The sequence below is a fragment of the Acinetobacter haemolyticus genome, assembly GCF_900406815.1.
GTDB classification, from domain to species: domain Bacteria; phylum Pseudomonadota; class Gammaproteobacteria; order Pseudomonadales; family Moraxellaceae; genus Acinetobacter; species Acinetobacter haemolyticus_A.
In genome coordinates this window covers 78,273-105,178 of sequence record NZ_OVCN01000012.1, presented here as the reverse complement: position 1 = coordinate 105,178, position 26,906 = coordinate 78,273, and the positions used below count along the sequence as shown (strand labels likewise).

The following is a 26,906-nucleotide window of genomic DNA, read 5'->3' as shown; positions in this document are numbered from 1 at the left end:
TTGTAAGGGGCTGTATGATTTATCAATTTTATCAACGTCGTATCTTTCCGCATTTACTCAATCAAGTCATGCAAACAGCCAGTCTGATGGACCGTCGTCGTGAGCTATTACTGCCGATTGAAGGTACGGTCTTGGAAATTGGCTTTGGCACAGGCTTGAATATTCCGTTTTATGGCAATATCGACACGCTATATGCTTTAGAACCAAATCCTGATATCTATCAGCTCGCAGTAGAACGACTTCAACATGCACCTTTCTATCTCAAACATATTCAAGCGAGTGCAGAGAAACTGCCTTTTGCTGATGCCTCATTGGATCATGTGGTTTCAACATGGACTCTGTGCAGTATTCCTCAACTCGACCAAGCCCTTGCAGAGGTTTTCCGTGTATTAAAACCTACCGGAACCTTCCACTTGCTTGAACATGTCAAACATCCAGACTCTACCAAAATTCAATCGCTACAAACGTTATTGACGCCGATTCAAAAACGCATTGGCGATGGCTGCCACCTCAACCGAGATATAGAACGCCAGCTGTTACAAGCAAAATTTCAATTTGCCCATAAAGAATATTTTGATGCAGAAGGTATCCCAACGATTGCCCAGAAAATGTTATTGGCAAGAGTTCAAAAAGCACCTAGTCCTCAAAATCAATTCTGAGTGTTTCAAAACGTACCCGTCCCTCTTGCACTGCTTGAGCAATCGCTTGCTGTCCCTTACTCAAGCGTGCACCGCCACTTTTAATATCCAGTAAAATCACTTCAATATCTTCGGCTTCGCCATCCCCATCACGAAAGTCGGTATAGCCATCAAAAACTACATAATCCACTGGATCGCCTAAAAACTTAGCATCACTGGGTAAATATCGAAACTCAGGAAGGATGGGAGCAAACTGCTCTGCCATTTTCCCTTTGAGTACAGCTCGACTGGTATTCACACTGCGTTTCTGTGCATCTAATAATGCTTGTTTATGTTCCAGCTCTAATTCTGCAATGTATTTTTCATACTCTGCTTGGATCCGCCCATTACGACTATTAGATAAAATAATGGTGGTCAAAACCACTCCGATACAAGCCCCTATCAGCATTGCAAGCCAAACCGACATAAAAACGTCCTTATCCTTCAAGATTGCTATTTAACTGCAACATTAAACTTTTGTCATGTGTCACACACTCTGGTAAAAAAGATGCTAAGGTATAGCTGAATATATAAAGTCCTGTTAAATAAATCTAAGTTCATGAAGACAATATTAATCGCAAATCAAAAAGGTGGCTGTGGTAAGACCATGACGGCAATCACCCTTGCTACAGCATTATCACAAAAAGGATATAAGGTTGCTTTAGCAGATGCTGACAACCAGAAATCTTCATTACAATGGTTAAAACAACGGCCTGAAAACGTCGCGCAAATCCAAAGTCTAGACTGGCGACATGAGAAATCAATCGGTGATGCACCCAAAAATCTGGATTATCTAATTATTGATGCGCCAGGTGCACTCTCAGGTGAACATGCTGAACAATTGGTCAGCGAAGCACATGCGATTGTTACACCGATCCAGCCTTCTTTTTTTGATATCGACAGTACTCGTCGCTTTCTTAAACATTTGCAAGAGATTAAACGTATTCGAAAAGGTAAAGTACAGATTTTACTGATTGCCAATCGCGTCAAGCCGAATAGTGCCAGCTCTAAAGATATTCAAAACTTTTTTACTAAAATTGAGCATCCACCTGTGGCATGGATTTCTGAACGAAGTGCCTATGGAACACTCGCCATGCAAGGCTTGAGTATTTTTGATAAATCTCAAAAGAATTTCGTGACGATTCAAAGCCAATGGCAGCCAGTTTTAAATCAATTGGTTGATGACCCAAGTGAGTGGTTTTAAATCACCTTGTTCCATAGTGACTGAATGAAACAAGGTGAATTATTAATATTCATCTTTACGGGCTTAAATTAATTTATTCAGGGGTGATGAACGGCGCAGGATTTGGACTAGGCTCATCATTATCATCGTCCTCATCTTTCAAATTATGCTTCATTTCATCGCTATCGAGGTTTTCAACGGCTTTACGGATTTTCTCATTGCCGTGACTACCATCATTTGTCTTTATGGCGTGTTCACGTTCCGCACCTTGTTCTTGTAAAGCGTTTTCAGGATTTTTAGGAATATCAGCCTTTTTCATTTCTTCCTGTAACTCATCACTATCCGTCAGTCCCTCGACTTGCTGATAACTGAGTTTATCATTGTTCACTAAGTTAGCTACCGCATCAGCTTTTGTAGCATCGGCTTGATTTTGTTTTGAATGAAGATCCTGATCAACTTCTGAAGCTGAATTGTTCTGATTATTTGACTGTTTCATCGAACTGCTCCTTAAATCACTTTATGGATGTATAACGTCCAATATAACAATCCGCTTTGTAACTCTTTATCCACTCCTGTATTAAAGTCGATAGCAAATGTTGCTATGGTTAACAGTTATATTTTAATGACACATTTTCGGTAAAGGTTTTATAAGACCCTAATATTGCTGATATAATTAATTATTCAATCCTATAATAGTGAATTAACGCATATCATTGAGTTTTAATATTCATTCTTTCGAAATATTTAAATGTGAAATTACGGAATGAAATTTTACTGGCTACATTTTTCAGTTAATATGAATCTATTCGATTTCCAGCACTAGAGAAAACTATGGTGCAACCATACGCTCCCATCTTACAACGCGTCTTGCTGTTTGGACTGTTTTTTGTCCTCATTTTTTTGGGATTTAATCTTCTCAAATATTTTATTGTTCCGGTTCTTTGGGCAGCGATTATTGCCTATATGACGTGGCCTGTTTATCTATGGGTGCAAAGTCGTTTTTTTGGGGAAAATCGTCCTACACTGAATGCGACGATTATGATTACTCTGGTCATTTTAGTGATTGGGGTCCCTTTTATTTTTGCGATCTTCTTACTGCAACTCGAGGGTCGTAATCTCTATCTCAATTTACAAAAACAATTATTCTCAGGTCATATTCAAGTACCTGACTTCATCCGAAACTTACCCGTGATCGGTGAAGATATTAGCCATACCCTCAATGAGCTCAGTGGTGATCCGAATAGTATCACCCGTAGTATTGCGGAATGGATTCAAAGTCACTTGAGCTATGGTCGCTTTGTCCTGAGTGAAATTAGTCGTAATTTGGTCAAATTGGCTTTTGCCTTGATGACGCTGTTCTTTTTCTATCGTGATGGACAGACCATCTTGGCACAAGTCAGTCGTGCGCTGGAAATGGTGATTGGACCACGTGTTCATCATTACTTGCAAACGATCTCAGAAACGACACGTGCGGTGGTCTATGGCATTGGTCTAACTGCAGTTGCACAAGCGCTTTTGGCTGGTTTAAGTTATTTTGTGGCAGGTGTACCTAACCCTATGGTACTGACGATTGTCACATTCATCTTGGCTTTGATTCCCTTTGGAACGCCTATTTCATATCTTGGGGTTGGGCTATGGCTATTTTCGCAAGGTCAAACAGTTGAAGCGATTGGCGTCGTAACTTGGGGTGTATTAATTGTAAGTAGTGCCGACAATGTGATCCGCCCATTAGTTATCTCTGGCGCCACCCAAATCCCATTCTTATTGATTATGTTTGGTGTTCTAGGCGGTATCGCGAGTTTCGGTCTCGTTGGTTTATTTATTGGACCTGTAATTTTGGCTGTGTTACTGGCAATCTGGAGAGAATGGCTGCATGAAAATGTCGAACAGCAACCTGTTGCTCAACTCGATGTTCCTCCTGATCCCAAATAAATCGTTGTGGGTATCTAAAAAGATATCCACAACCTTGCTGTTTTTTCAAACAATGTTAAAAAGCTGAGTTGTGACAACTCAGCTTTTTTATTAATACAATCCTTCGGCCTGACGAGCTTGCATCACATGCTTCAATACACGTCTTGGCTGAGCGAACCATAAAGCAATCAAGGTCACACTTGCGAGAGCAAAAGCCCAAATGTGGAAGTAAGTATAAAGTACACGTACCAGTTCAATAATGAGGAAGAAACTCATCATCATCACCATTGAAACTGCAGCTGCGACTGTTCCTTTCGACACTTCCGAGGACATTAATGCAAAACGATACATCACCGAGAAACTAATCCCCTCTCCGAAACTGATCAAGGTCATCCCAATCAATAGACATGGCACTAAATACAGCGGCCAAATGACACCCAAAATCAGAAATAATGTACCGAGGAACATGATCGGTAAACCCACCAATATCGTCTTACCTAGAGCAAAGCGATCCATGACTTTGATCAACACAATATTACCTGCAATCAAACCAAAGAAAATTGGAAATTGGGCTAAGCCATATTGCAAGCTACTGAGCTTCAACTCATCCACCAAAATCACAGGAGACAATGCAATCCATAACATCAATGGCATCGCAACCAAAGGCAAAGCTAAACTTGTACCTAAGAAACGACGATTACTAAATACCTTTTTGAAATCATCAAAGATATAACTAAATGGTTGCTTGGCTCTGCTTTCTTGTACAGATGGCATAAATTTCTTTAAACCAAACCAACTCAAAAAAGAAACTGATGCAATTGCAACAAAGCCCCAATGCCAAGAAATATGTTCAATTAAAAAAGCACCCAGTACAGGGCCTAATAATGGCGCAAGCAAAGAAATATTGGCCATCAATGCCATGACCTTAATGGCATCTCGCTCTTCAAATGTTTCTTGAATAGCCGCGTAACCAACTGCAGAAATGACAGTCAAACCAATGCCTTGCAAGAAACGCAATGCTAAGAATTGTTCAATGTTATGCGTCAATAAAATCAACAAGCAACATATCGTAAAGAAAGCGACACCCGCTAGCAGGACTTTTTTACGTCCAAGTCGATCTGAAAGGGGGCCAAGCAACCACGCAACACTGGCACCACCCAATAAATAAAATGACATAGATGAAGGAGCCCACGTCGCACTGACACCAAATTCTTGGGTAATCGACAGCATTGCAGGCTGTATCAAGTCATTACCAATATAAACCGCAAACTCAAATAGCACCAAAGCTAAAGGAAACATGAGCGTTATACGGTTTAACGTCATATTTTGATTATTCGTCATCATGTTCTATTCACAAAAACAACCAATTCGGATGCGCCCCATTTCCATACAAAGAAAATAGGAACATCACCACACGATTTTATGGTTTAGATTTAAATTAAATTTTGATTTTCATGCTGTGAGAGCGCATGTAATAAATGTGAAAACACCGTATTCACAAGGTGTATATAAGAAAAAATATATTTTCGTGAGATTGATAAAATATTTTATCGTTAGGAAAAATTTCCACGCGCAACTGTAGCACTTTTTAAAAATGACCGCAATTTAGGCAAATGTTTTAATATGTGAATAACCCAAAAGTTATCCACAATATTGTCTATCTTTCAGTCAACTCAAAATCATATCAATGGATCAAGGGCATAACTCAAATTGGAAGTTAGCTGTGTTCTCCCCTCTAGCACATTGATAACTTTGTTTCTTATTCACGATTTTCCACACCGTTTGATCACGTTTTAATTGATATTCTGTACGAATGGCAATCACAGAATCATCGAGTTGAGACTGTTCAACTGTCACTTGTGCTTCACTAGGATTTTCTGCACGATTAAATTGCTGATCTATTTTTAGATTACTGTCTTCATCAAATAAATTCGGCTGATCTGATAATACCGCATGCATCGCTGTGCTCGGTTCAGTATCCATTTGCTGTTGAGACGATTGCGTAGGTTGATTACATGCAGTCAAAAACAACCCTACCCCTAAGATCATACAAAGTTTATGCATTTTTCATTCTCCTCGTAAAAGTATCTATTTATGTTACCCCTTAGAAATAAATCGACTAGTCGTGATATGTATATATGCTGCAAATCCATGTTGTATTTACGATATAAGCGACTGAGAGCGAACTTGGAAGCAGCATTCATCAAGCAATCATTGATTTTTGGTCAATAGTATTTTGCTTATTTATGCGTTTTTACTCAAGAATAGGCGCTCTAGAATGCACTCAAGTTTTAGAAATCTATTTTGAGTTATTCCATGAGCAATATTTTAATTATTAATGGTGCTAAACAATTCGCACACTCAAATGGTGAGTTGAATGACACCCTGACTGACTTTTCAGAATCGCATTTAAAAGCTTTAGGTCATAATGTACAAGTGACACGTACCGACAGTGACTATGACATCCAAGCCGAAATAGCAAAATATCTATGGGCTGATGTGGTGATCTATCAAATGCCGGGTTGGTGGATGGGTGCACCATGGACCATGAAAAAATACATTGATGATATTTTTACGATTGGGCATGGTTCGCTATATGCCAGCGATGGACGTAGCCGTTTTGATGCTTCTAAAAAGTACGGTTCAGGTGGCTTGATTCAAGGTAAAAAGTACATGTTATCGTTGACATGGAATGCACCAATGGAAGCGTTTACTAACCCTGATCAATTCTTTCACGGCGTGGGTGTAGATGGTGTGTATTTACCTTTCCATAAAGCCAATCAATTCTTGGGTATGGAATCACTTCCGACATTTATCGTAAATGATGTAATCAAAATGCCGAATGTGCCAAGCTATATCGAAGATTATAAAGCCCATTTAGATCAGCTTTTTACGAAAACGAATTAAGAGAGAAATGATATGTTGACGATTATTGCTGAAATTCAGACACATGTAGGTGCAGAACACCGCCAAGCCGTTTTAGATGCTTTCCAGAAAATTATTCCAACCGTATTAGCTGAAGAGGGTTGTCATGGTTATGCACCATTGATTGATCATCTACCTACGATTGCCATGCAGACGCAAGATGAAAATAGCATTGTGATGTTAGAGCAATGGGAAAGTACCGCTCATCTTGAGGCACATATGCAAACGGCACATATGCTGAAGCATTTTGAAGCGACCAAAGCGCATGTGGCTGATGTGAAAGTTCGTATCTTGGAAAGTGGTGTTTAAACTACAAGCGCTCAGTAAGGGATACTTACTGATCATCTTCTATTTAATACTGTTGGATTTTGATGCCTTAACATATGGAAGAAACGATACATCTACCATTTTGAAGTATCCATAAAGAACTCATAATTTTTATAATAAAACTTAGCAATTTTATCAAAAGTGTCTTGAGAACTTTTAGGATTAGAGAGAGCAGGTCTTCCCGTGGGAAACCATTTACCATGAGGTTCTTTCAACTCTAGATATGAAGCCAATAATCCTATGCTAGCATTTAAGCAATTTGAATTTAAACGCCCATATGCCCGTTTGATTAGATCAACTGGCATCATATCTTTTTTTAATAAGCCTAACGACTCAGCTTCACCATCATGACCAATAATACGAGCCATCATAACCTCTCTCCAATAATCTTGAGGACTTTCATCTGAAATTATTAAATGCAGGACTGCAACATACGGAAAACCAGCTTCAAGCAATCCATTTGCTTGAGAAAAACCAAAATCATTTGGAGACTTCTGCTGCTTTAGAAATTTAGCCCTAATTACTTTAACCTCGACTGCTAAAGTTTTAGAAATAATGAGTTGATCGTTATCATAAGGAATAATTAGTAAATCAAGATCACCTGGAAAACTTAATGTAGGTAATATTGTTTGAGATTTAATAAATGGACAAATAAGTTCTCCACTTTTTTTACCCATTCCATCAAATAACTCTCTCATAAGTATTCTGTATCCCATACCAAAAAGCTGACGATCACAGATGTACATTAAAGTTAAAGCCATTTCATCTTTTTTATTTACAAGTTTTTGATTTATATAAAATATATCCTCACCATCACCTTTGTACTTTGGTTTTACTTTTAATGGTCTTAAATCATCTTTTAATTTATTATTCATTTTAATTCTCAAAATAAAAAAGCGCATCTTACGATACGCTTTTAGCAGAAATTCTTTTATCTAATCAAGCATTAAAGATCAAATAATTTTCCTGGGTTCATAATTCCTTTCGGGTCAAATGCCAGCTTCAATGCTTTCATATATTCAATTTCTTCAGGCGAACGTGAATATTCCAAATATGGCTTCTTGGTCATGCCCACACCATGCTCAGCAGAGATCGAACCATCATATTTTTTCACGGTATCAAATACGTATTTATTGACCACCTGACACTTGGCAAAGAACTCATCTTTGGTCAAATTTTCAGGTTTTAAAATATTTAAGTGTAAGTTACCGTCACCAATATGACCAAACCAGCAAATCTCAAAATCTGGATAGTTATCAGCAACAATTGCATCAATTTCTTTGATAAATGCAGGTACATGCGTAATCAGCACTGAAATATCATTCTTATACGGAATAAACGGTGCGATTGACTCTGAAATATCTTCGCGTAAACGCCATAAGCTTTGCGCTTGATCAAGGCTTTGGCTCATTACACCATCAATCACCCAACCCTGTTCCATGCAATGCTCAAAAATCTGCATGGCTTTGTCCATGATCGGCTCATATGGCGCTTCAAATTCAAGTAATACATAAAATGGTGCTTGTGTTTCGAACGGGCGTTGGACATGGCCGCGGTCCAAAACTTTCTGCATTGCCACTTCACCAAAAAACTCGAATGCGGTTAAGTCGATTTCTTTTTGGAACGCATGCAATACTGGCATCACTGCCTCAAAATCAGGTGTACCCAAAACCATCACTTGCAAGTTTTGTGGTTGACGCTCTAGCTTAATTTCAGCTTCAGTGATCAGACCTAATGTGCCCTCACCACCGATAAATAAATGCTGTAAGGCATAACCTGTCGCATTTTTAATCATGCCTTTGTTTAAGCGTAAAATGTCACCTTTACCCGTAACAACTGTTAAGCCAAGTACCCAGTTACGAGTCATACCGTATTTGATGACTTTGATCCCGCCTGCATTAGTACCAATGTTCCCACCGATCTGGCTTGAACCCGCTGATGCGAAATCCACTGGATAGTACATGCCTTGTTCTTCGGCATAATTCTGTAGTTGCTCAGTCACCACACCCGCTTGGACGCGTACCATACGATCTGCTGGGAAGAACTCCAAGATCTGATTCATCTTGTCAAAGCTAATCACGATCTCGCCATTGCTTGCCACCGCACCAGCCGAAAGTCCTGTACGACCGCCTGATGGGGTAATTGCGACATTAAATTGGTTGGCAAGTTTGACAACAGACTGAACTTGTTCAGTGCTTGAAGGAAAAACGATGACTGATGGGTTCGGATCAAAATGTTTAGTATGATCTCGTCCCCAATTTTCCAAGCTATCGGCATCGGTTTTTATACGGTTTTCACCCACAATTGCCGTTAATTGGGTCAATAACTCAGGGGTTAAAGCGACTGAAGCATTCATCGTTTATAGGCCTAGCAAGAAGTAAATATAGGGCATTTGAATCACGACATTATTTTTCTAATCTTGAGAAAAATGAAGATGATGTGATAACTCAAATATAGCAACACTACAGAACAGCTCAAACCCGTTTATATTCAGGTGAGCGCATTAGGTCTATCCATTTTACATCGAAGCGCGCATTGGATAAAGCATTGCATCAAGATACTGTATCGTACAAGGTTGAACCTGAAAATCAGTCAACATTTCCATGAAAAATGATCAGTATTTCGATGCCCCAATTTGCAATCAAATCGCCCTCATTTTGATCAAACATGTTATGATACGGCGATTTAAAACCGACCTGATATAGCGTAGAGCCGTTATGAGCCAACATCTATCACTCCCTAAAGATAAAATCCGTTTTCTATTGTTAGAGGGCGTTCATCAAAACGCTATCGATACTTTAAACGCTGCGGGTTATACCAATATCGATTACCACAAAACTGCACTTGAAGGCGACGCATTAAAAGCAGCTGTCAAAGATGCGCACTTTATTGGTATTCGTTCGCGTACTCAATTGACTGAAGAGATCTTTGAATCAGCGAATAAATTGATTGCGGTAGGTTGTTTCTGTATCGGTACAAACCAAGTCGATTTAAAAGCAGCGATGTCGCGTGGTATCCCTGTTTTCAACGCACCATATTCAAATACACGTTCAGTTGCTGAACTCGTTCTAGCTGAAACTATTTTATTACTTCGCCGTGTTCCTGAAAAATCAAAAGTTACACATGCTGGCGGTTGGGATAAATCAGCTGTTGGTTCGTATGAAACTCGTGGCAAAACTTTAGGTATTGTCGGTTACGGTTCAATTGGTTCACAACTTTCTGTTTTAGCTGAAAGCTTGGGTATGAAAGTCATCTATTTTGATGCTGTAACTAAATTACCTTTAGGTAATGCTCGTCAAGTTGGTTCTATGGATGAACTTTTAGCAACTGCTGACGTAGTTTCATTACATGTTCCAGATGTACCATCTACACGTAACTTCTTCAAGAAAGAACAGTTTGCAAAAATGAAACAAGGTTCGATCTTCTTAAATGCAGCACGTGGTACATGTGTTGTTATTGAAGATCTTGCAGATGCGATTAAATCAGGCCACCTTGCAGGTGCAGCGGTTGACGTATTCCCGAAAGAGCCTAAAGCGAATGGTGAAGAGTTTGTTTCACCACTACGTGGTTTAGACAACGTGATCTTGACTCCACACGTTGGTGGTTCAACCATGGAAGCGCAAGCGAACATTGGTTTAGAAGTAGCTGAGAAATTTGTTGCATATTCAGACAAAGGTATGACGCTTTCTGCGGTGAACTTCCCTGAAATCGCATTACCGCTTTCTGATGGTCAACACCGTTTACTTCACATCCACAAAAACGTGCCAGGTGTATTGTCTAAGATCAACACCTTATTCGCTGAACAAGGCATCAATATCTCTGGTCAGTCATTAATGACTAAAGGCGATATCGGTTACTTGGTGATGGATGTAGATGCATCTGCATCTCAAGAAGCTTTGGATACGCTACACAATGTAGAAGGTACAATTCGCGTACGTGTATTGTTCTAAGTCCATTGCCTGCAAAAAAATCACAGCCAATGCTGTGATTTTTTTGCTCAACGATTAAGGACAGTTTGGGATAACAACGCCACTATTATCTTTGGCTTGATCATTACCCCAACGCGATAACATATACGCGGAAACCCATTGATTGGTCGGCCCCACATCTAGATCTGTTTTTAACCACCAATGGTTCCACTGGGTCCCTGTTGCGTTTTGAACCTTCGGTCCCCAAACCTTACAATACACATAATGGGTGCCTTTATATAAAGTTCCCGTCACCGCTCCTCCTGGACTAGAACGTCCACTCGCATCGCCCCACGTATCCACCCAATACTTATTACCACTTGGTGGCGGTGGTGGCGAAGTATTTGGACAGTTCGAACTGGTTCTCATCAATGGTGTATTCGGCACCATATATAACCATTCTCCTTGTAAGACAGGATTCACAATATGCTGGTTGCCTGCATCATTTAAACCGGGTGCATATAATTGCTCATAGTGTAAATGAGGAATACCTGGTGAACCGACATCACCCATATAACCCACGACATCACCTTGTTTCACCTGCGTCCCAACGGGAACATGACTACTCATATGCATATAGGTGGTAAACCAACCGTTACCATGTCGGATCTCTATACCACCGGGGTAAAAGGATTGATGAACTAGCCCATCAGCCGAAGCCGTAATTGGACTGCCTGTAAACATGCCAACGCGGTACATATCAATTTTTTTGTCATCAGGACTATGTCCTTGGTAGGTTTTTAGTTCGATTTGTGCACCACAGGGAAAGGGCAATTTAAACGCAGGACGATTCGGTAATGGATCAGCAGCCGTAGCATGCATCGAAACCGCCATGGCCGTGATTGCTGCAAATATTTTAAAAAATAACTTTGTTTGAGTATGCGGAGCTTGTTCTTTAGATTGTATTTCAGTCATCGTCTTATTCTTTTTATCAATTTTTATTTCTTATCAAGATGCCATCCCTCGGAATGGCACCAATATTAATTCTAAATTTTATTATTTTAATTAAGGACAGTTTGGAATAACGACACCACTGTTATCTTTGGCTTCATCATTACCCCAACGAGATAACATATACGCGGAAACCCATTGATTGGTCGGTCCAACATCTAAGTCCGTTTTTAACCACCAATGGTTCCACTGAGTACCTGTCGAGTTTTGAACCTTCGGCCCCCAAACCTTACAATACACATAATGAGTACCTTTATATAACGTTCCCGTCACGGTACCTCCTGGACTAGAACGCCCATTCGCATCTCCCCAAGTATCCACCCAATACTTATTGCCGCTTGGTGGTGGCGGTGGAGGTGTCGTGCCGCCACAACCATTATCGCTGGTAAGGACTCTTTGCCCATAACTCCCTGGATAAGGGGCAAGCGAGTTTCCATTAATCACAATAGTCTGTGCTGTACTATTTAAGCGTTGCTCATAATGCAGATGTGGTCCTGTACTCTGCCCTGTACTTCCAACAGTGCCGATTTGTTGACCCTGACCAATTGAAGCTCCCGCACTGACATGAATGGCATTTAAATGAAAATAATGAGTTGACCAACCATTTCCATGATTGATCACCACCATATTACCTGCACCACCATTCCAACCGATTGAGCTTACCGATACAGTTCCACCAGCAGAAGCAAGCACAGCTGCTCCTGATGTCGCACCATTATCCCAGCGCACAAAATCTAAAGCATTATAGTTGTGACCTGGGTAAGTGCTATAACTCCAAGTTTGACCACAGGCAAAAGGTGCTTTAAAGGCAGGTGCAGCGTATGCCGCAAAAGGAATAAATGTAACGATACCGATGGCAAAAACTTGTTTTAGTTTCAACATCTTATTATCTCCATAATTATTATTTCATTTATTTAAGTATTGTCAGTTTTACTACTTTTCAGGGTCTATAACGCCCCCAAGTTTTATAGCAGAGATACAGAAAGCTTTGTTTAGTGATCTGACGAACTGCATCGACTCTCACGACTATTCACACGAATTTAGAAGATTAAACACTTCATCAAACTTGGAGTTAGAATCCAATGAATCTGAATATGTATGAGAGTTATTCGTAAAATAGGATCAATAAAATCTGAGCGATAAAATGATATAAATAAATAATTATTAAAAAGAACCTTAAAACTTATTTAATAATTAAAACAGTCATCATCGCAACTTCAAAATCAATAAAATTATGCTCGTTTCACAACCAATCTTGAGATAAAATTAAATTATTATGTGAAAATTACACCAACTTGATTGATGATTAAATGTCCAATTCTTCTCTAAAGTCACCACTCTATGCCATAGCATTATTGATGCTTGCAATGATTTGCGTTCAAGGCAGTGGTTCTTTAGCAAAAATTTTATTCCAAAGTTTCCCAGTTTTGACCGTTTCTGCGATGCGTTTATGTTTAGGTGCAATCATTTTGGCGGTAATTTTCAAAGTTTGGACTATTAACTTTCGTGCAGTCCGCTGGAAAGCGATCTTGAGCTATGGTATTGCTTTGGCTGGAATGAATGGATTGTTCTACTTATCGCTAGAGCGACTTCCTCTCGGGATTGCCGTTGCTTTTGAATTTATTGGACCTTTAAGCGTCGCGCTCTATCATGCGCGCCAAAAATATGACTTTATTTGGGTTGGCTGTGCCATTTTAGGCTTGATTCTCTTATTTCCATTGCAACAGGCTCAGCATAGTCTTGATCTTATTGGCGTATTCTTTGCCGTCAGTGCAGGTGCATGTTGGGCACTCTATATTATTGCAGGACAAAAGCCTTCAGGTATTTCTGGCAATCATACCGTCTGTCTTGGAATGAGCATCGGTATGCTGTGTTTGCTGCCTTTTGCAGTATTTTCTGGTGCAATTGATCGTGTTTTTGAACTGCCAAATCTGTATTATTTTATTGGGCTTGCAATTCTCGCCAGTGCCTTGCCATTCTCCTTAGAAATGATTGCTTTGCGCAATCTAACGCCTTTGAGTTTTGGTACATTAATGAGCTTAGAACCTGCAGTTGCGGCGCTTTCAGGTTTTGTATTTTTAGGTGAAAAATTATTGTGGAATCAATGGCTCGCCTTAACCACCATTATCATCGCCTCCATCGGTTGTACTTTTACCATGCAACGCGCTCGACAACAAAAAGAGGCTAAATGAAAAATCTCCAATTGGTTGCTGTGCTTTACATGGTGTTGTCCATGGTGGCTTATCAAATCAGCGCGTCATTTGCTAAACAGCTGATCACAACACTTGACCCCCTCACTGTGACGATTTTAAGGCTGAGCTTTGCAACGATCATCGTGGCAATCATGTTTCGGTCTTGGACTATCATTTCCAAGCTCAAACACCTGAAATGGCGAGATTTACTGCTTTATACAGCATCCTTAGGCTGTATGAATATTTTATTTTACACTTCTCTGGGCAAGCTTCCTCAAGGCATTGCTGTAGGTTTAGAGTTCATTGGACCGCTAGGGTTAGCATTGCTTTCAATCAAACAACGCAGTGATTATCTTTGGGTCGCATTTGCAATTTTAGGCATTGCCTTAATGGTCCCTTGGCATGATGCCAACCAACATAATTTCTCTTATTTTGGTGCTGCTTGCGCTGTAGGTGCGGGGATTTTTTGGGCATTATATATTTACTACGGACATCGAGTCGCGCAACAAAATATAGGAATGCATGCATTAACGATTGCCATCGCATTATCTGCCTTGACCTTATTGCCATTTGGTTTATGGAATAATGCGCCTGTTCTTCTAGATACCCAATATTGGGGTAAAGCTCTCGTGATTGCGATCCTTGCAACAGCGATTCCGTATGCGCTCGATCTAATGGCATTGAAACGTTTAAGTAAACTGAGTTACGGGACATTGACCAGTCTAGCGCCTGCTTTAGCGGCATTGGCGGGATTGGTCATTCTCCATGAGCAAATCAGCCTGATTCAGTGGGTTGCCTTGTTTTGTATTATGATCGCATCCATTGGTGTGACCTTACGTGGAGAGAAATCTCCAGCCCCGTAAGGTCACAATAGCGTCTTTTTGACCTCAAGCTGTTTCGGTTTTATATTTTTTATACTCCGCAAGATATTGTTTACCTAATTTTTCTTTTTCAGCATCTGCCAAGATTTTTCCAGCTTGCTGGAAAAATTTATGTTCTTCTTCTTTTAAATGATGATGTACCTTTTCACTTAATTGTTTTGCAGTTGCCAACCAGCTTGGACTACTCATATCTGTTTCTTCAAGTGTCTCGACTAATTCATCCATTTCATGATGTTCAGCCAAGGCATGACGCGTAATATCCAAACCTCCATCATCAAACATCAGTGGAATATATAAATAACGATCTTCTGCAACTGAATGCGCATAGAGTTCATTCTTCAACAAATCAAAAAGTTCTTTACGCTCCTCACTATGCCCGCTGGTTTCAACTAATTTTTTTGCAAGTGAACGTTGCTTATCATGACTTTCTCGTAGTGCTTCAAATATATTCATTCTTCACCTCTAAAATTGGCTAACAACCACAATACGAGACATATCTCGATACTGTGGAACTTGGCTAGAATCTCATCTTAGAAAGTGTGCGTTTTTTAGACAGCATCATTTAAGTATGTTTTTGTTGTCCAACTTTATCTTTCGGATTAAACCGCCACAATAATTTGATAACCCAAACGACAAATTAAGATACTCACTAAAATCAAAAATAAGATACGAATAAAACCACTACCATATTTTAACGCCAAACGAACACCGAGTAATGAACCCGCAATATTGGCAACCGCCATCATCAAACCCAATGTAAACAGCACATGACCTGTGGGGACAAAAAAGCTGAGTGCAGCGAGATTGGTCATAAAATTGCCAATCTTCGACAAGGCTGAAGCATGTAAAAAATCGACTTGTAGAAAGCGAATGAAAAAGAAAATAAAGAAGCTACCCGTCCCTGGGCCAAAGATACCGTCATAGAAACCAATTGCTAAGCTTCCGATCGCAGCGAACATAAGCAGCTTCGGTGTAATCCGCTGATCGACATGCACTTGCCCAAATTGCTTTTTCATCAAGGTATAGACTGCAATCACAATCAACATGATCAAAACAAATGGTCTTAGAATATGTGTCGGAATCATTGAGACACATGCCGCCCCTGCAAACGAGCTGACAAATGCAAGGATTGCTATCACCAACAATAGTGGCCATTTCAATTTTACTCGTCGTACAAATGAAAAAGCAGCTGAAGCAGTGCCACAAATCGAAGCGAGTTTATTGGTTCCAAAAATCGTGGCTGGTGCGGTTTGAGGTAGTGCGCCCATCAATGCAGGAATTTGAATCAATCCACCACCACCAACGGCAGCATCAATCGTCCCCGCACAAAAAGCAAAGAAGACTAAGCTGAGAATGAGTTCCCATTCCATGGAGCAAGACCTTATAAGTTGAGTAAGCGTTTTGGTACAAGACGTTTTTTATCAGTAATTTCAGCTAAACCTAAACAACGCTCGCCATCGAAAACTAGCACCTCAGCTACAGCCTCATGATCAATATTGCTTTCTTGACCATTACCAAAATATTTTTCACGTCCTTCTGGTAATTGAACACGTGGAAAATGTTCTACAGGTGCATACACTGGAAGCAATAATGCGTCCCGTTGTTCTTGTGACAAACTTTCTAAATACTCAATGGTATAGTCTGGATTAATTTCAAAATGACCCGTCTGAGTACGATGTAAATACGTCAAATGACCACCGCAACCCAAAGCTTCACCTATATCCTCTCCAAGTACACGGATATAAGTCCCTTTTGAACAGGTCACATCTAAAGTTAAACTATCTTCAGTAAAACTCAGCAAAGTTAGATCATAAATCGTGACAGGACGCGCTGCTCGTTCAATCTCAATACCCTGACGCGCCAACTCATATAAAGGGCGGCCTTCTCGTTTCAATGCAGAATACATCGGAGGCACTTGCTGAATATCACCACGAAATTGAGCCAAAACCTGTTCTATACTTTCACGAGTCAAAAGCGGAACATTTCGCTTTTGCAGAATATCACCTTCGATATCACCTGTGGTTGTGGTTTGTCCAAGCTTTACCGTCGTTTGATAACGTTTGGTTGAATCCAATAAATAATGAGAAAATTTGGTTGCTTCCCCTAAACAAATCGGCAATAAACCTGTTGCTAATGGATCTAAAGCACCTGTATGTCCTGCTTTTTGTGCATTAAAAAGTCGACGTACTTTTTGCAATGCTCCATTTGAACTCATCCCTATTGGCTTATTTAAAAGAAATACACCACTCAAATGACGATAAGCACTTTTTTTCATAAATAAAAAGTCGAAATACAAAGATACATTTTATCAAAACTATTCATTAATTTTTTAAAAATAACTGTTCAAAAAAAAATCAATCATGCTAGACTCTTTTCGCTTTCGAAAACAAAAGAAAAATGGATGCGGTTTTATGAATAAGAAAGGAAACAAAACGATCATCTATGCTGGACTCATACTCAGTTCCATTTTATGTATCGTCGTTATTTATTGGTTCTATCCGAAGTCCGAAAACTATTCAGTAAATATAACATCGTCTTCTGAAAATCAATTTAGTCAACACGTTCAGCAACTCAATTCACACAATAATTTAGCCCAAACATTACTTGGATTTCAAAGCTCAAGCCAGACAGACACAGTAACCAATTGTCAGTTGCAATTTAATGCCTCAAAAAAATTGATCATAAATGAACAAACCCGAAACTGTTTCGAATATTTCCTATCACAGTATGGAGAAAGAAATATCACAGAAATTCGCAAGAATTTTCAACTTTATTTAGAACATCATTTTCAATCAGCACAACAACAGCAAATCTTAGCACTTTGGTCTCGTTATTTAGATTACCGCGAAGCACTGAGCCAGCTACAAATACATGAAACAGCGAAGGAAAACTATCGCTATTTCCAAGCAGCTTTTCACGCCATACAAGATCTAAAACAACGCTTCTTTTCTACCACAGAAATAGAGGGGTTATTCGGCACAGAAGATGAATATCAACAATACACTCTAGATCGTATGCAAATTTTAGAGAATAACTCGCTAGATACGTCAACTAAAGCCAAATTACTCCAAGAGCGTTTTGAACAACTTCCTCAGGACTGGCAAGAAAATATTAAAGATTTATCCAAACTTGATGATTTGCACTCCTTAACTGCACAAATCAAGGCCAGAAATGGTTCAGCGCAGGAACTTCGGGATATGCGGGTCAATCTGGTTGGAGAAGCAGCAACACAACGCTTAGAACAACTTGATCAACAAAGATCAGTATGGAAGCAACAAGTACAATCCTATTTAGAAGAACGTAAAACCATCATCGATAGCAATATGAGTGCGTCTGCCAAGACCCAAGCAATTCAACAGCTCAAACAACAACAATTCAAATCCACACAAGAACAACAACGCCTACAAACATTTGAAACGATCTATGATCAAGGAGGGACACTACCATTTAGTTATTAAAAAACAAACACAAGACATTGAAAGATCATCAAAGGACAACGATGCAATGTCGAATTCAAATAAATCATTAAAGACCCAATTTAGGAATTTTAAAAGAGAATAAAATGCAAAATTTAATTCGTTATCTTGCTTTAACTGTAATGACCATTGGTATCTCAACAAGCTATGCTTCAAATGCGACCCAAGTCAAAAGCAGCTTTGTTATTTCAGACTATGCAAAAACCAAATATCCCATTGTTTTTGTCCATGGTGTCGCGGGCTTTTCCCGTGTAGGTAGTGACCCGATGGGGGTCGATTATTGGCATCAGATCTTACCCAATATTGCAAGAAATGGCGGCAATGTTTGGGCTGCCCGTTTATCCCCATTTAACTCAAATGAAGTTCGTGGTGAGCAACTCTTACAGCAAACTGAAGAGATTTTAGCGATTACAGGCCAATCCAAAGTGAACTTTATCGCTCATAGCCAAGGCGGACCAACTTCCCGCTATGTTGCAGCGATGCTTCCTGAAAAAGTAGCGTCTATAACCAGTGTGAGCGGCACTCATAAAGGCTCACCTGTTGCTAGTATTTTAATGAAAAGTACGGGAACCATGTTTGGTGATGCGAGTATTGCCTTGACTAATTTCTTTTCAGCGGCAACTGTTTGGGCCCAAGGACTTGATCCCCAAAGCTACCCTCATGATGCTGAGGCGGCTGGACAAAGTATTTCTGTGGAAGGTTCAGAAAAGTTCAATGCTCAATATCCAATGGGCGTTCCAACGACTGCTTGTGGAGAAGGTAGCTATCAAGAACAAGGAATTTATATGTATTCCTTTTCTGGCGTTCAAGCCGCGACCAATATTCTTGATCCACTTGACCCAATATTTATCGGTGGCAGTCTGATTGTTGATCCTAAAGGAGATAATGATGGTATGGTCAGCCGTTGCAGTGCAAAATTCGGTCGTACTATACGCGATAATCTGCCATGGAACCACGCGGATGAAGTCAATCATGTAATGGGATTAAAAGCACTGTTTGCACCTGATCCCGTTGATATCTACCGTCAACATGCTAATCGCCTTAAGTTGCAAGGCTTATAAACTCAGCATAAAAAAAATGCGCCTCACGGCGCATTTTTTTATGCTTTACAACAAAGTTAAAATTAACCTTGTTTACGAGCTGGTAACTTTTCACGAATACGTGCAGCTTTACCAGACAACTCGCGTAGGTAGTAAAGTTTAGCGCGACGAACGTCACCACGACGTTTCACTTCGATTTTAGCAACGATTGGAGAGTGAGTTTGGAAAACACGCTCAACACCAACACCGCTAGAAATTTTACGAACTGTGAAAGCTGAGTTTAAACCACGATTTTTCTTCGCGATTACAACACCTTCAAATGCTTGAAGACGCTCACGATCACCCTCTTTTACTTTAACCTGAACAACAACTGTGTCACCAGGAGCAAAAGCAGGGATATCAGTTTTTAACTGTGCATTTTCAACAGCTTGAACTAAAGGATGTTTACCACTCATTGTGGAATCTCCAATATGTGCGGGAGAGAAGAGGTCTCTTACACCGCTGAGGATAGAGGCTAAAGCGCATATCTCTCGTTTAACTTTCCCTTTAAAACAGAATGCTTTAAAGAGCCTATTTATACTTAAATAACTTTAAGTATCTAAACTTTTCAGCCATTTTTTTTGCTGTTTGGTCAGCTCAACTTTTTCCACCAATTCTGGTCGACGATCTAAAGTTCGCTGATAACGCTGCAAAAAACGCCATTTCTCAATATTGGCATGATGTCCTGATTTTAGTACTTCAGGGACATCCAAACCTTCGAAATGGTCTGGCTTTGTATATTGTGGACAATCCAATAAACCATCCACAAAAGAATCTTGAACTGCAGATTGTTCGTCAGACATAACATTCGGCAAACGACGAATAATACTATCCAACAACACCATCGCAGGTAATTCACCGCCCGATAAAACGTAATCTCCAATTGACCATTCTTGATCAACATAATGCTGGATTAAACGCTCATCAACACCCTCATAACGTCCACACAATACAATCAAACCATCATAATCAACGAATTGTTGTACTGCTTGTTCATTTAAGGTTTTGCCTTGTGGTGACATATATACCACTGGAGCATGAACACAGCCTGCTTGCGCTGCAAGTTGTTTAGCATGGGTAATTGCTTTCGCGAGTGGCTCAGCCATCATCACCATACCAGGACCACCACCGAACGGACGTTCATCCACTCGTCTATAGTTGCCCTCTGCAAAATCTCGAGGATTTATACAAGAGACTTGTACAATCTCTTTTTTTACAGCTCGACCGCTAATCCCGTACGCTGTAATCGCTGCAAACATTTCAGGAAATAATGAGATGACTGCAAAAAACACCGCAGACTCCTCTATTTTCCTGCTGCGCTACAACTCTATCAAGAGTTAGTAATCTACGCCCCAATTGACGTAAATGCGACCCGCTTCAAGATCAACACGTTGTACTACATCTTTATGCCAAGGAATCATTCGCTCTTCGGCATCAATACTGTCCGGTGTCGCTTTGACCACCATGACATCATTGGCACCCGTTTCAAAAAGCTCAAAGATTTGACCGAGATTGACTTCCTGTTCATCCTCACCAAGACCAAACACAGTTAAGCCTTTAAGATCAGACCAGTAGTACTCGTCCACATCCGCTTTAGGAAGCTGAGATTTAGCAATCCAGATATTGGCACCGACTAAGTTTTCTGCACCAGTGCGATCAATCACACCTTTGAGCGAAACTACTAGGCCTTTACCATGTGGTTTCCAACGTTTTACATCGATGGTTTGCCAACCTGCCTTGGTCTCAATGTACCAAGGAAGGTAGTCAAACATATTGCTCATAGGCTCAGTATTTGAGTAAACCCAGAGCCACCCATTCAGTCCATATGCTGAACGTAACTGTCCAATCTGAATACGATCTTCGGGTACATTCTGTGTTGCTGTCATGGGTTACCTACTACAAACTTATGCAGTAGCTGCAGCTTTTTTAGCTTGAGCAGCTAAAGAAGCAACACGCTCAGAAGGTTGAGCACCTTGTGAAATCCAGTGTGCAAAACGGTCAGCATCTAAACGAACTTTTTCAGCTTTACCTTGTGCAGTTGGGTTAAAGAAACCAATACGCTCGATGAAACGACCATCACGTGCATTACGGCTATCAGTAACAACGATTTGATAGAATGGACGTTTTTTTGCACCACCGCGCGCTAAACGAATAACAACCATGAGAACAACCTTATAGTTTTTACGGATTATCCCTGCGCCGACCATCGACAGCATTTCAAACCCCTTTAATAGAGGGCGATATTCTACGTTAAATTTACACTGAATGAAAGATTAAATATTAAGTTATCCGCAGCTTTGAATTTAAATCGCTGAAATCTAAATTTATTACCACTCTTCAGAAGCTAAACCACAACTTTGATTGGTGATATTGGCTGGTGTTTTGGTCTTACATTTTAGACCAGTACTGGTCATAAGTAAGGAGTAATTACGTGGATTTTGGCTTTCAGCCTTAAGTGACCAAGTCTGTGAATCAACCGTTAAAATCAAGGTAAATTTTTGCTTACCACTCGATGCATTTAAAGGTAAAAGCAACATGGTCTTGGTTGCATTATCCACATCTGCATAGGGTCCTTCATTGCGCACAGGATCTCTTAATATGAAGCCCTCATAACTGAAGTTACGCGTTCGATGTTGTTCTAATAATGCAGCAATTTTATGCATCTCTTGTTGAGCTGTTGATAAGTCTGCTTTACGAATATAAATGTCATAACTCGGGATGGCGATCACTGCTAGGATAGCAATGATCGCCACTGTGATCATCAGCTCAATCAGAGTAAATCCAGATCGCCTATTCATTACTTTCATACCATTTTAGTGGCACAATTTGACGGCGCATGGTATTGATTGGCATGCCATTGGCTTTGTTAATCGTACTAGTTAAACCAGGATTTAAAATTTGACGTTTTACTCCATTCTCCGATGTACCAACACCCGCACCAACCATGACATCAACAATGCCACGTCCTGCACCAAAACGCATTGTTGCTGGATCGGTTTCTTGCTCACAGACACCAAAAGGTAAACAATATCGTTGTACTGTAGTAATTCCTTGTGCTTGAACTTTACAGCTATCAGTCGTTGCATTTGGGTTATAGACACTGGCGTACAAACTTTTGTTCATCACCACCATTTCGCCTAAGACCTTACTCGCAGTGGTATTGGTTATTGTTGTTTCATTACCATTTGGATCTAGCTGCTTACCAATAACTGTCTCAGCAGAAATATACCAACCATTCGGGATATCCTTTCTCACATCAGTCAAGGTTTTACCCTTTAAATCAGTTGGCATAGGTTTTAGATCCACCAATGTAAGTTTTGTCTCACCAATATTGCTTGTGTCAAAATGCCCTCCTACAACTTCTCGATCAAAAATATTGTAAATTCTACTTGTTGAAACTTTATCGCTAAATGGAAGACTGCGGTTTCCAGAGGCAATACTTATAACTGCCAAAGGTTGTTCATAACCATATACACTAAAGTTTGGGGCTTCATAAAAACGTTCACCAGCTACTTGTAAAAGCATACTGTAATGTCCACAACCACTTATACCCAAGTCGTTACTTAAATCAATACGCCACACTTGTCCCTTCAAATCACCAAAATAAAGATGGTCGGCTATACCATCACCATTACGGTCAACTGTATTGATTCGACTGACCACACTTCCTAGGTTTTGAATTTTTAATCCACGTTTGGTATCACTGGTACCACATGAGGTACTTTGATTGTCACCACTCGCATGCCAAAGTAAATCACCATTATCGGCATCGAACATATAAACTCCCGCACCTTCAGTATTGTTTTGGGGGTTATAGTCTCTATTTTCATATCCTTTATTATAGCCACCACCAACTAACATCACTCGTCTTGGTGTGCTTTTATACATCACAGTAGTAATGGTCGGCTTTGACCAACTTTGCCCCATGTTTTTAATTGCATCGAAAGATTTACCCTCTGGATTGTCTTTTGAGTAAACCTTGCCAGAAATTGGATCGATACGGAATTTCAATTTAGGCTGATTAATATTACTTAAATCGAGCGAGTAATAACTCCGCCCACCCATACGTAAGCCGCCATAAACAATTTGTTTGCCTTTTGCGAGAACCTTACCATCTTTCGTAATTTCACTAACGGTTGCAATCACTTCACTACTTGTACTACCACTGCTTACTTCTTTCATGCCATAGACATATTCACTATCTAATGTCCAAGCCCCATCTATACCGTATGCCATATTGTCAGGAAAACGAATATGTCCTGTTACAGGTGTGGTGAAAGCATCTTGTTGTTTAGGGTTCTCAAGCATTTCATTCGGTATAAAAGCAAAAGTTTCTTCGCCAGTGTTAGCCTTGACCACATGCAATACACCTTGGGTCGTACCAAAGAGCATATAATCATTGCGTTCTTTTATACTGTTATCTGCATTAAAGACCGCATCCTGAGTCAATTTAATCGGAATTGAATGTAGATTCATCCCTACTCGCCAATTTGTACGATTTTCCTCAGTTAAATCATCTGTTATCGCGTCATTGCTCACGTTATAGCCCAGCAGGTTCATCAAGAAATGACCATTGCCATCTTTTTTAGCTGTGGGGCCTGTGCCACAAACCTCGTCTAAATATTTATTATTAATTTTTTTAAGCTGCCCCACTTCTGTAAATTCAGAAGCACTTGCAGTCGATACACAACCACGATTTGTGAATAAACTACGCTCTGTAACGGCAGGATTCTCTGGATCGTCATCATTGGTTTTCGTTGGCAAATCTTGAAGTTGTTTTAACAACCCACCTTTGTTCCAGTCTTTTACATCATACTCTTTTGCAGCCGCATCCCAAGAATCTTTGAGTTTATTAATGGAGTTATTAGTTTCTAGACCATATTTTTTAAAGTTCCCAAACCAACTGGCTTTTTCCGTTGGCTCAAACATACTTTTATAGACTTCATTGCTCATACGATATGGCGTAAGTGGGTCAGAAGGCAATGCTTGTAAACCAATTGGGTCACCAGCTTCTACACCTAAACCATCATGGAAATTTTTAATACTTTGAGCAATATTATGGCTATTGGCAGCGTTGTACCATCCACCGCCACCTATTACTCCCCAACGTGCCATATTTTTTATGTCATCTGAACTTGGCGGAAGTAATTGGTCGAGTAAATTGACAACACTATTGGTCAATGCACTACCAATAATACTGTCTTTTAACGCAATATCTAACAATCCACCGACATTACCTAAAGTATCTCTTAATACTTTCGGCACAATACCTGTTAATAATTGGTCCTTAGATACTGCGGTACTGTTAATTTGAGTTAAACCTACAGTATCTGTTGCACTACTTTGCCCTGCAATATAGCTTGGTAATTGTAAAAATGAACGATCCAACCCCACAACGGCGGTTTTAATCGGATTCTTTTGTAAAGCTCTAATATCTCGTGCATAAGCTCCGATACATTGCCATGTCGCAAAATCGGAATTGCCTTTTCTGGTTGACACTAAATCTGTAGAATTACACTGGAAATTCCATTCTTTACGAGCTGCATTACCACCGTCTTTATATTGAATGGCAAGCGGTGCGGTATTGCTTAATGAACGCCCCATCAGTCGCTCAATACTCGCTTGGGTCGAATCGGTCGTACTTAAAGGTGCTAAAAGTGCATCAGACAATGTCGGTGCAATACTCGGTACACTCCCCGTAATTACCATTAAGCCATTGGCATCGCATTGTGGCGCTGTAGAAGGTGCTTGATAAAAATCAGCATTTTTTACCAAGGTATTTGTGGTTGTACTATTTGATGCACTATCTCTAAAACCACTATATTTCGCATCTACACTTGGATGATATTCATAATAAAACTCTGAATGACCGACTTGTGCTAAACCCAAAGCATTGACTAAGTTTATATTAACCTTCTTCAACTGGTTCGCTTTGCTGTTAACTTTATCGCCAAAGCCTATTTTTAGTCCTAGTAAACCTAGCAACTGCCAATATTTTTTATCCCATTGGGTACATTTACCATCAACCGCCCAAGCCAAACATTCATAATGTGTTTCAAAAAGATCAAGAATCCCTAAAGCACTTCCAAGGCTTTCAATACGGTACATTTGCCGAGCTGCCGTGCCTTTTGTGGTATTCCCTTGTAAATAGGCACCTGTTTCGGCATAAGTACTGGCAAGCGGACTGTTTCCACCTAAACCCAACATGACTAAAACGTCATTAATCGCATTGTTGGTATTGTGCATTTCTAATAATTGATTAAGTGCTGCACCTAAATCTCCACCAAGTACTCCTTTTACAGTTCCAACCAGAGCGTTGACAACATCAGTCACTAATCCTGTCACAAGTTTAGGGATCACTTGAGTGACTAAAGTGCTGATATTAAACTCGCCTTTCGAATCCATTGCTGGGCTCGCAATATAATCAATAATATGCTGGCGATGGGTTTTTTTAACACCCGCTGCATTTAGATATTCTTGATCTAAAGGTTTTGGTTCAAATACAATCGCCCCTGCACGGTCATTCGCTGTATGGTTATACGGTGAAACTGATAATCCAACCATTGCTGTATCAGGCAATTGCTCTATGGCAGGTAAACCTTTACTCGCATCACCATCATTCCCCTTTAATATATCGGTCAGCGCCATACGTACACGAGAATTTTTATCATAACAACGATAAACCCCCACAGTTGATGAACCCGTAATCGGTTTTAATAATGAAATATCAATCATTGGGTCGCAAGTTTCACGAATATATTGCTCCGCAGATAAACCTGTGCCTACACCTAATACCCCATTGAGTAATTTATCTAAGTTTTCGATTACTAAAGGTGTCGTCACCACCGTACAACCATGCCGTTTAAATGGATATTCTATACTTGGTTGATCTGTTTTAATTTCAGCGACTGAATCTAAAATTCCACCACCTTTGCCATCACCTAGCAATCCTTTTAGAGCAATATCATTCGCTAAATCGGCTGCTTCTTTGGTAATTTCAGCTAAATCAGATTTACCCAGCAATTTAATACCTAAGCCTAATTGACTTAAATCACCCAATATATCCGTTGTACCAGAACCCACACAGATTGGATAATCTTTTACCAATCCTAATAGCCCAGCCCCTCCCATGCTGCGAGACTGATCGACCATCAGCATAATTCGTTTTTTGTTTCCTACTGCTGGTTGATAAACCTCAATATCACTTGCCGAAGCAACAGAAGACAGTACAAAGCAACTCGACAACACTGCGCAACTAAACAACAATCCTTTTTTTCTATTCTGTTGCTTACGCTCACGTTTGGTAGGTTTTTTGATTTTATTATTATTCATGATC

At 40.0% G+C, this 26,906-nt stretch carries 27 protein-coding genes; 10 read left to right on the top strand and 17 right to left on the bottom strand.

The features are described from left to right. Window positions 1-14 precede the first annotated feature (14 nt). Window positions 15-659: a class I SAM-dependent methyltransferase gene (locus DK207_RS10215; RefSeq protein WP_109441055.1), complete on the top strand. Its 645-nt coding sequence runs from the start codon at window positions 15-17 to the stop codon at window positions 657-659. Here DK207_RS10215 and DK207_RS10210 read toward each other — a convergent pair. Next, complete coding sequence (locus tag DK207_RS10210; RefSeq protein ID WP_109441054.1) at window positions 637-1,104, bottom strand: Holliday junction resolvase-like protein; 468 nt, start codon at window positions 1,102-1,104, stop codon at window positions 637-639. The genes DK207_RS10215 and DK207_RS10210 overlap by 23 nt on opposite strands. Window positions 1,105-1,236: 132 nt before the next feature. Here DK207_RS10210 and DK207_RS10205 point away from each other — a divergent pair, with 132 nt between their 5' ends. Beyond that, window positions 1,237-1,881 (top strand): ParA family protein, encoded by a 645-nt coding sequence (locus DK207_RS10205; RefSeq protein WP_109441053.1) that lies wholly within the window; start codon window positions 1,237-1,239, stop codon window positions 1,879-1,881. A gap of 73 nt (window positions 1,882-1,954) precedes the next feature. On the opposite strand, the gene DK207_RS10200 is transcribed toward DK207_RS10205, so the two are convergent. Continuing rightward, on the bottom strand, window positions 1,955-2,356 hold the full coding sequence (locus tag DK207_RS10200) for a hypothetical protein (RefSeq protein ID WP_109441052.1): 402 nt from the start codon (window positions 2,354-2,356) through the stop codon (window positions 1,955-1,957). Window positions 2,357-2,694: 338 nt separating this feature from the next. On the opposite strand from DK207_RS10200, the gene DK207_RS10195 reads away from it, so the two are divergent. After that, the gene (locus DK207_RS10195) at window positions 2,695-3,792 is read left to right on the top strand and encodes an AI-2E family transporter (protein WP_162540220.1); all 1,098 of its coding nucleotides are present in this window, start codon (window positions 2,695-2,697) and stop codon (window positions 3,790-3,792) included. Window positions 3,793-3,882: 90 nt separating this feature from the next. Here DK207_RS10195 and DK207_RS10190 read toward each other — a convergent pair whose 3' ends face one another. Together DK207_RS10190 and DK207_RS10185 are read right to left on the bottom strand one after the other, a co-directional pair. Next, window positions 3,883-5,112, bottom strand: coding sequence for an MFS transporter (locus DK207_RS10190; RefSeq protein ID WP_416224673.1), 1,230 nt, complete (start codon window positions 5,110-5,112; stop codon window positions 3,883-3,885). Window positions 5,113-5,463: 351 nt separating this feature from the next. Continuing rightward, the gene (locus DK207_RS10185; RefSeq protein ID WP_109441049.1) at window positions 5,464-5,835 is read right to left on the bottom strand and encodes a hypothetical protein; all 372 of its coding nucleotides are present in this window, start codon (window positions 5,833-5,835) and stop codon (window positions 5,464-5,466) included. Between the two features lie 252 nt (window positions 5,836-6,087). Between DK207_RS10185 and DK207_RS10180 the strand changes: the two genes are divergently transcribed. Both DK207_RS10180 and DK207_RS10175 read left to right on the top strand, forming a co-directional pair. Then, window positions 6,088-6,678: an NAD(P)H-dependent oxidoreductase gene (locus tag DK207_RS10180; RefSeq protein WP_109441048.1), complete on the top strand. Its 591-nt coding sequence runs from the start codon at window positions 6,088-6,090 to the stop codon at window positions 6,676-6,678. A 12-nt stretch (window positions 6,679-6,690) separates the two neighbouring features. Further along, window positions 6,691-7,005, top strand: coding sequence for a putative quinol monooxygenase (locus tag DK207_RS10175; RefSeq protein ID WP_109441047.1), 315 nt, complete (start codon window positions 6,691-6,693; stop codon window positions 7,003-7,005). Between the two features lie 92 nt (window positions 7,006-7,097). Here DK207_RS10175 and DK207_RS15880 read toward each other — a convergent pair whose 3' ends face one another. Next, the gene (locus DK207_RS15880) at window positions 7,098-7,898 is read right to left on the bottom strand and encodes a hypothetical protein (RefSeq protein ID WP_213066238.1); all 801 of its coding nucleotides are present in this window, start codon (window positions 7,896-7,898) and stop codon (window positions 7,098-7,100) included. A 71-nt stretch (window positions 7,899-7,969) separates the two neighbouring features. Beyond that, complete coding sequence (locus tag DK207_RS10165) at window positions 7,970-9,379, bottom strand: FAD-binding oxidoreductase (RefSeq protein WP_109441046.1); 1,410 nt, start codon at window positions 9,377-9,379, stop codon at window positions 7,970-7,972. A gap of 361 nt (window positions 9,380-9,740) precedes the next feature. Here DK207_RS10165 and serA point away from each other — a divergent pair, with 361 nt between their 5' ends. Beyond that, window positions 9,741-10,973, top strand: a complete 1,233-nt coding sequence (gene serA / locus DK207_RS10160) for a phosphoglycerate dehydrogenase (protein WP_005086963.1) — start codon at window positions 9,741-9,743, stop codon at window positions 10,971-10,973. Window positions 10,974-11,027: 54 nt separating this feature from the next. On the opposite strand, the gene DK207_RS10155 is transcribed toward serA, so the two are convergent. Together DK207_RS10155 and DK207_RS10150 are read right to left on the bottom strand one after the other, a co-directional pair. Continuing rightward, window positions 11,028-11,906, bottom strand: a complete 879-nt coding sequence (locus DK207_RS10155) for a M23 family metallopeptidase (protein ID WP_228247941.1) — start codon at window positions 11,904-11,906, stop codon at window positions 11,028-11,030. Between the two features lie 90 nt (window positions 11,907-11,996). Then, the gene (locus tag DK207_RS10150; protein ID WP_109441045.1) at window positions 11,997-12,824 is read right to left on the bottom strand and encodes a M23 family metallopeptidase; all 828 of its coding nucleotides are present in this window, start codon (window positions 12,822-12,824) and stop codon (window positions 11,997-11,999) included. A gap of 428 nt (window positions 12,825-13,252) precedes the next feature. Here DK207_RS10150 and DK207_RS10145 point away from each other — a divergent pair, with 428 nt between their 5' ends. After that, window positions 13,253-14,134, top strand: a complete 882-nt coding sequence (locus tag DK207_RS10145) for an EamA family transporter (protein ID WP_005086966.1) — start codon at window positions 13,253-13,255, stop codon at window positions 14,132-14,134. Further along, window positions 14,131-14,997, top strand: coding sequence for an EamA family transporter (locus DK207_RS10140; protein WP_005086968.1), 867 nt, complete (start codon window positions 14,131-14,133; stop codon window positions 14,995-14,997). The genes DK207_RS10145 and DK207_RS10140 overlap by 4 nt, the downstream gene beginning before the upstream one ends. Window positions 14,998-15,021: 24 nt before the next feature. Here the strand turns inward: DK207_RS10140 and DK207_RS10135 are convergent, their stop codons facing one another. From DK207_RS10135 to truB, 3 genes are all read right to left on the bottom strand, one after another. Beyond that, complete coding sequence (locus tag DK207_RS10135) at window positions 15,022-15,468, bottom strand: hemerythrin domain-containing protein (RefSeq protein WP_008941172.1); 447 nt, start codon at window positions 15,466-15,468, stop codon at window positions 15,022-15,024. Between the two features lie 146 nt (window positions 15,469-15,614). Then, a complete protein-coding gene (locus tag DK207_RS10130) occupies window positions 15,615-16,385 on the bottom strand; it encodes a TSUP family transporter (RefSeq protein WP_109441044.1) in 771 nt (256 codons plus the stop codon). 11 nt (window positions 16,386-16,396) lie between these two features. Next, window positions 16,397-17,290, bottom strand: a complete 894-nt coding sequence (gene truB / locus DK207_RS10125; RefSeq protein WP_109441043.1) for a tRNA pseudouridine(55) synthase TruB — start codon at window positions 17,288-17,290, stop codon at window positions 16,397-16,399. 136 nt (window positions 17,291-17,426) lie between these two features. On the opposite strand from truB, the gene DK207_RS10120 reads away from it, so the two are divergent. Both DK207_RS10120 and DK207_RS10115 read left to right on the top strand, forming a co-directional pair. After that, on the top strand, window positions 17,427-18,473 hold the full coding sequence (locus DK207_RS10120) for a lipase secretion chaperone (RefSeq protein ID WP_109441042.1): 1,047 nt from the start codon (window positions 17,427-17,429) through the stop codon (window positions 18,471-18,473). A gap of 104 nt (window positions 18,474-18,577) precedes the next feature. Next, complete coding sequence (locus tag DK207_RS10115; protein WP_109441041.1) at window positions 18,578-19,552, top strand: esterase/lipase family protein; 975 nt, start codon at window positions 18,578-18,580, stop codon at window positions 19,550-19,552. Between the two features lie 62 nt (window positions 19,553-19,614). Here DK207_RS10115 and rplS read toward each other — a convergent pair whose 3' ends face one another. From rplS to DK207_RS10085, 6 genes are all read right to left on the bottom strand, one after another. Further along, the gene (gene rplS / locus DK207_RS10110) at window positions 19,615-19,986 is read right to left on the bottom strand and encodes a 50S ribosomal protein L19 (protein ID WP_004641247.1); all 372 of its coding nucleotides are present in this window, start codon (window positions 19,984-19,986) and stop codon (window positions 19,615-19,617) included. A gap of 135 nt (window positions 19,987-20,121) precedes the next feature. Then, window positions 20,122-20,862 (bottom strand): tRNA (guanosine(37)-N1)-methyltransferase TrmD, encoded by a 741-nt coding sequence (gene trmD / locus DK207_RS10105; protein WP_109441040.1) that lies wholly within the window; start codon window positions 20,860-20,862, stop codon window positions 20,122-20,124. A gap of 45 nt (window positions 20,863-20,907) precedes the next feature. Further along, on the bottom strand, window positions 20,908-21,456 hold the full coding sequence (gene rimM / locus DK207_RS10100) for a ribosome maturation factor RimM (protein WP_004641251.1): 549 nt from the start codon (window positions 21,454-21,456) through the stop codon (window positions 20,908-20,910). Between the two features lie 18 nt (window positions 21,457-21,474). Then, window positions 21,475-21,732 carry a 30S ribosomal protein S16 gene (gene rpsP, locus DK207_RS10095; protein WP_004641253.1) on the bottom strand — a complete coding sequence of 86 codons (258 nt, stop codon included), beginning with the start codon at window positions 21,730-21,732 and terminating at the stop codon, window positions 21,475-21,477. Between the two features lie 165 nt (window positions 21,733-21,897). Further along, entirely contained in the window at window positions 21,898-22,377 is a 480-nt protein-coding gene (locus tag DK207_RS10090) for a type IV pilin protein (protein WP_026057290.1), read from the bottom strand. After that, window positions 22,361-26,902 carry a pilus assembly protein gene (locus DK207_RS10085; protein WP_109441039.1) on the bottom strand — a complete coding sequence of 1,514 codons (4,542 nt, stop codon included), beginning with the start codon at window positions 26,900-26,902 and terminating at the stop codon, window positions 22,361-22,363. Before DK207_RS10085 ends, DK207_RS10090 begins: the two co-directional genes overlap by 17 nt. Between the last annotated feature and the right edge of the window lie 4 nt (window positions 26,903-26,906).

What these genes read in the sequence shown, in the direction of transcription:
- DK207_RS10215 (WP_109441055.1), top strand. Translation starts at nt 15, where the DNA reads ATGATTTATCAATTTTATCAACGTCGTATCTTTCCGCATTTACTCAAT.
- DK207_RS10210 (WP_109441054.1), bottom strand. Translation starts at nt 1,104, where the DNA reads ATGTCGGTTTGGCTTGCAATGCTGATAGGGGCTTGTATCGGAGTGGTT.
- DK207_RS10205 (WP_109441053.1), top strand. Translation starts at nt 1,237, where the DNA reads ATGAAGACAATATTAATCGCAAATCAAAAAGGTGGCTGTGGTAAGACC.
- DK207_RS10200 (WP_109441052.1), bottom strand. Translation starts at nt 2,356, where the DNA reads ATGAAACAGTCAAATAATCAGAACAATTCAGCTTCAGAAGTTGATCAG.
- DK207_RS10190 (WP_416224673.1), bottom strand. Translation starts at nt 5,112, where the DNA reads ATGACGAATAATCAAAATATGACGTTAAACCGTATAACGCTCATGTTT.
- DK207_RS10185 (WP_109441049.1), bottom strand. Translation starts at nt 5,835, where the DNA reads ATGCATAAACTTTGTATGATCTTAGGGGTAGGGTTGTTTTTGACTGCA.
- DK207_RS10180 (WP_109441048.1), top strand. Translation starts at nt 6,088, where the DNA reads ATGAGCAATATTTTAATTATTAATGGTGCTAAACAATTCGCACACTCA.
- DK207_RS10175 (WP_109441047.1), top strand. Translation starts at nt 6,691, where the DNA reads ATGTTGACGATTATTGCTGAAATTCAGACACATGTAGGTGCAGAACAC.
- DK207_RS15880 (WP_213066238.1), bottom strand. Translation starts at nt 7,898, where the DNA reads ATGAATAATAAATTAAAAGATGATTTAAGACCATTAAAAGTAAAACCA.
- DK207_RS10165 (WP_109441046.1), bottom strand. Translation starts at nt 9,379, where the DNA reads ATGAATGCTTCAGTCGCTTTAACCCCTGAGTTATTGACCCAATTAACG.
- serA (WP_005086963.1), top strand. Translation starts at nt 9,741, where the DNA reads ATGAGCCAACATCTATCACTCCCTAAAGATAAAATCCGTTTTCTATTG.
- DK207_RS10155 (WP_228247941.1), bottom strand. Translation starts at nt 11,906, where the DNA reads ATGACTGAAATACAATCTAAAGAACAAGCTCCGCATACTCAAACAAAG.
- DK207_RS10150 (WP_109441045.1), bottom strand. Translation starts at nt 12,824, where the DNA reads ATGTTGAAACTAAAACAAGTTTTTGCCATCGGTATCGTTACATTTATT.
- DK207_RS10145 (WP_005086966.1), top strand. Translation starts at nt 13,253, where the DNA reads ATGTCCAATTCTTCTCTAAAGTCACCACTCTATGCCATAGCATTATTG.
- DK207_RS10140 (WP_005086968.1), top strand. Translation starts at nt 14,131, where the DNA reads ATGAAAAATCTCCAATTGGTTGCTGTGCTTTACATGGTGTTGTCCATG.
- DK207_RS10135 (WP_008941172.1), bottom strand. Translation starts at nt 15,468, where the DNA reads ATGAATATATTTGAAGCACTACGAGAAAGTCATGATAAGCAACGTTCA.
- DK207_RS10130 (WP_109441044.1), bottom strand. Translation starts at nt 16,385, where the DNA reads ATGGAATGGGAACTCATTCTCAGCTTAGTCTTCTTTGCTTTTTGTGCG.
- truB (WP_109441043.1), bottom strand. Translation starts at nt 17,290, where the DNA reads ATGAAAAAAAGTGCTTATCGTCATTTGAGTGGTGTATTTCTTTTAAAT.
- DK207_RS10120 (WP_109441042.1), top strand. Translation starts at nt 17,427, where the DNA reads ATGAATAAGAAAGGAAACAAAACGATCATCTATGCTGGACTCATACTC.
- DK207_RS10115 (WP_109441041.1), top strand. Translation starts at nt 18,578, where the DNA reads ATGCAAAATTTAATTCGTTATCTTGCTTTAACTGTAATGACCATTGGT.
- rplS (WP_004641247.1), bottom strand. Translation starts at nt 19,986, where the DNA reads ATGAGTGGTAAACATCCTTTAGTTCAAGCTGTTGAAAATGCACAGTTA.
- rimM (WP_004641251.1), bottom strand. Translation starts at nt 21,456, where the DNA reads ATGACAGCAACACAGAATGTACCCGAAGATCGTATTCAGATTGGACAG.
- rpsP (WP_004641253.1), bottom strand. Translation starts at nt 21,732, where the DNA reads ATGGTTGTTATTCGTTTAGCGCGCGGTGGTGCAAAAAAACGTCCATTC.
- DK207_RS10090 (WP_026057290.1), bottom strand. Translation starts at nt 22,377, where the DNA reads ATGAAAGTAATGAATAGGCGATCTGGATTTACTCTGATTGAGCTGATG.
- DK207_RS10085 (WP_109441039.1), bottom strand. Translation starts at nt 26,902, where the DNA reads ATGAATAATAATAAAATCAAAAAACCTACCAAACGTGAGCGTAAGCAA.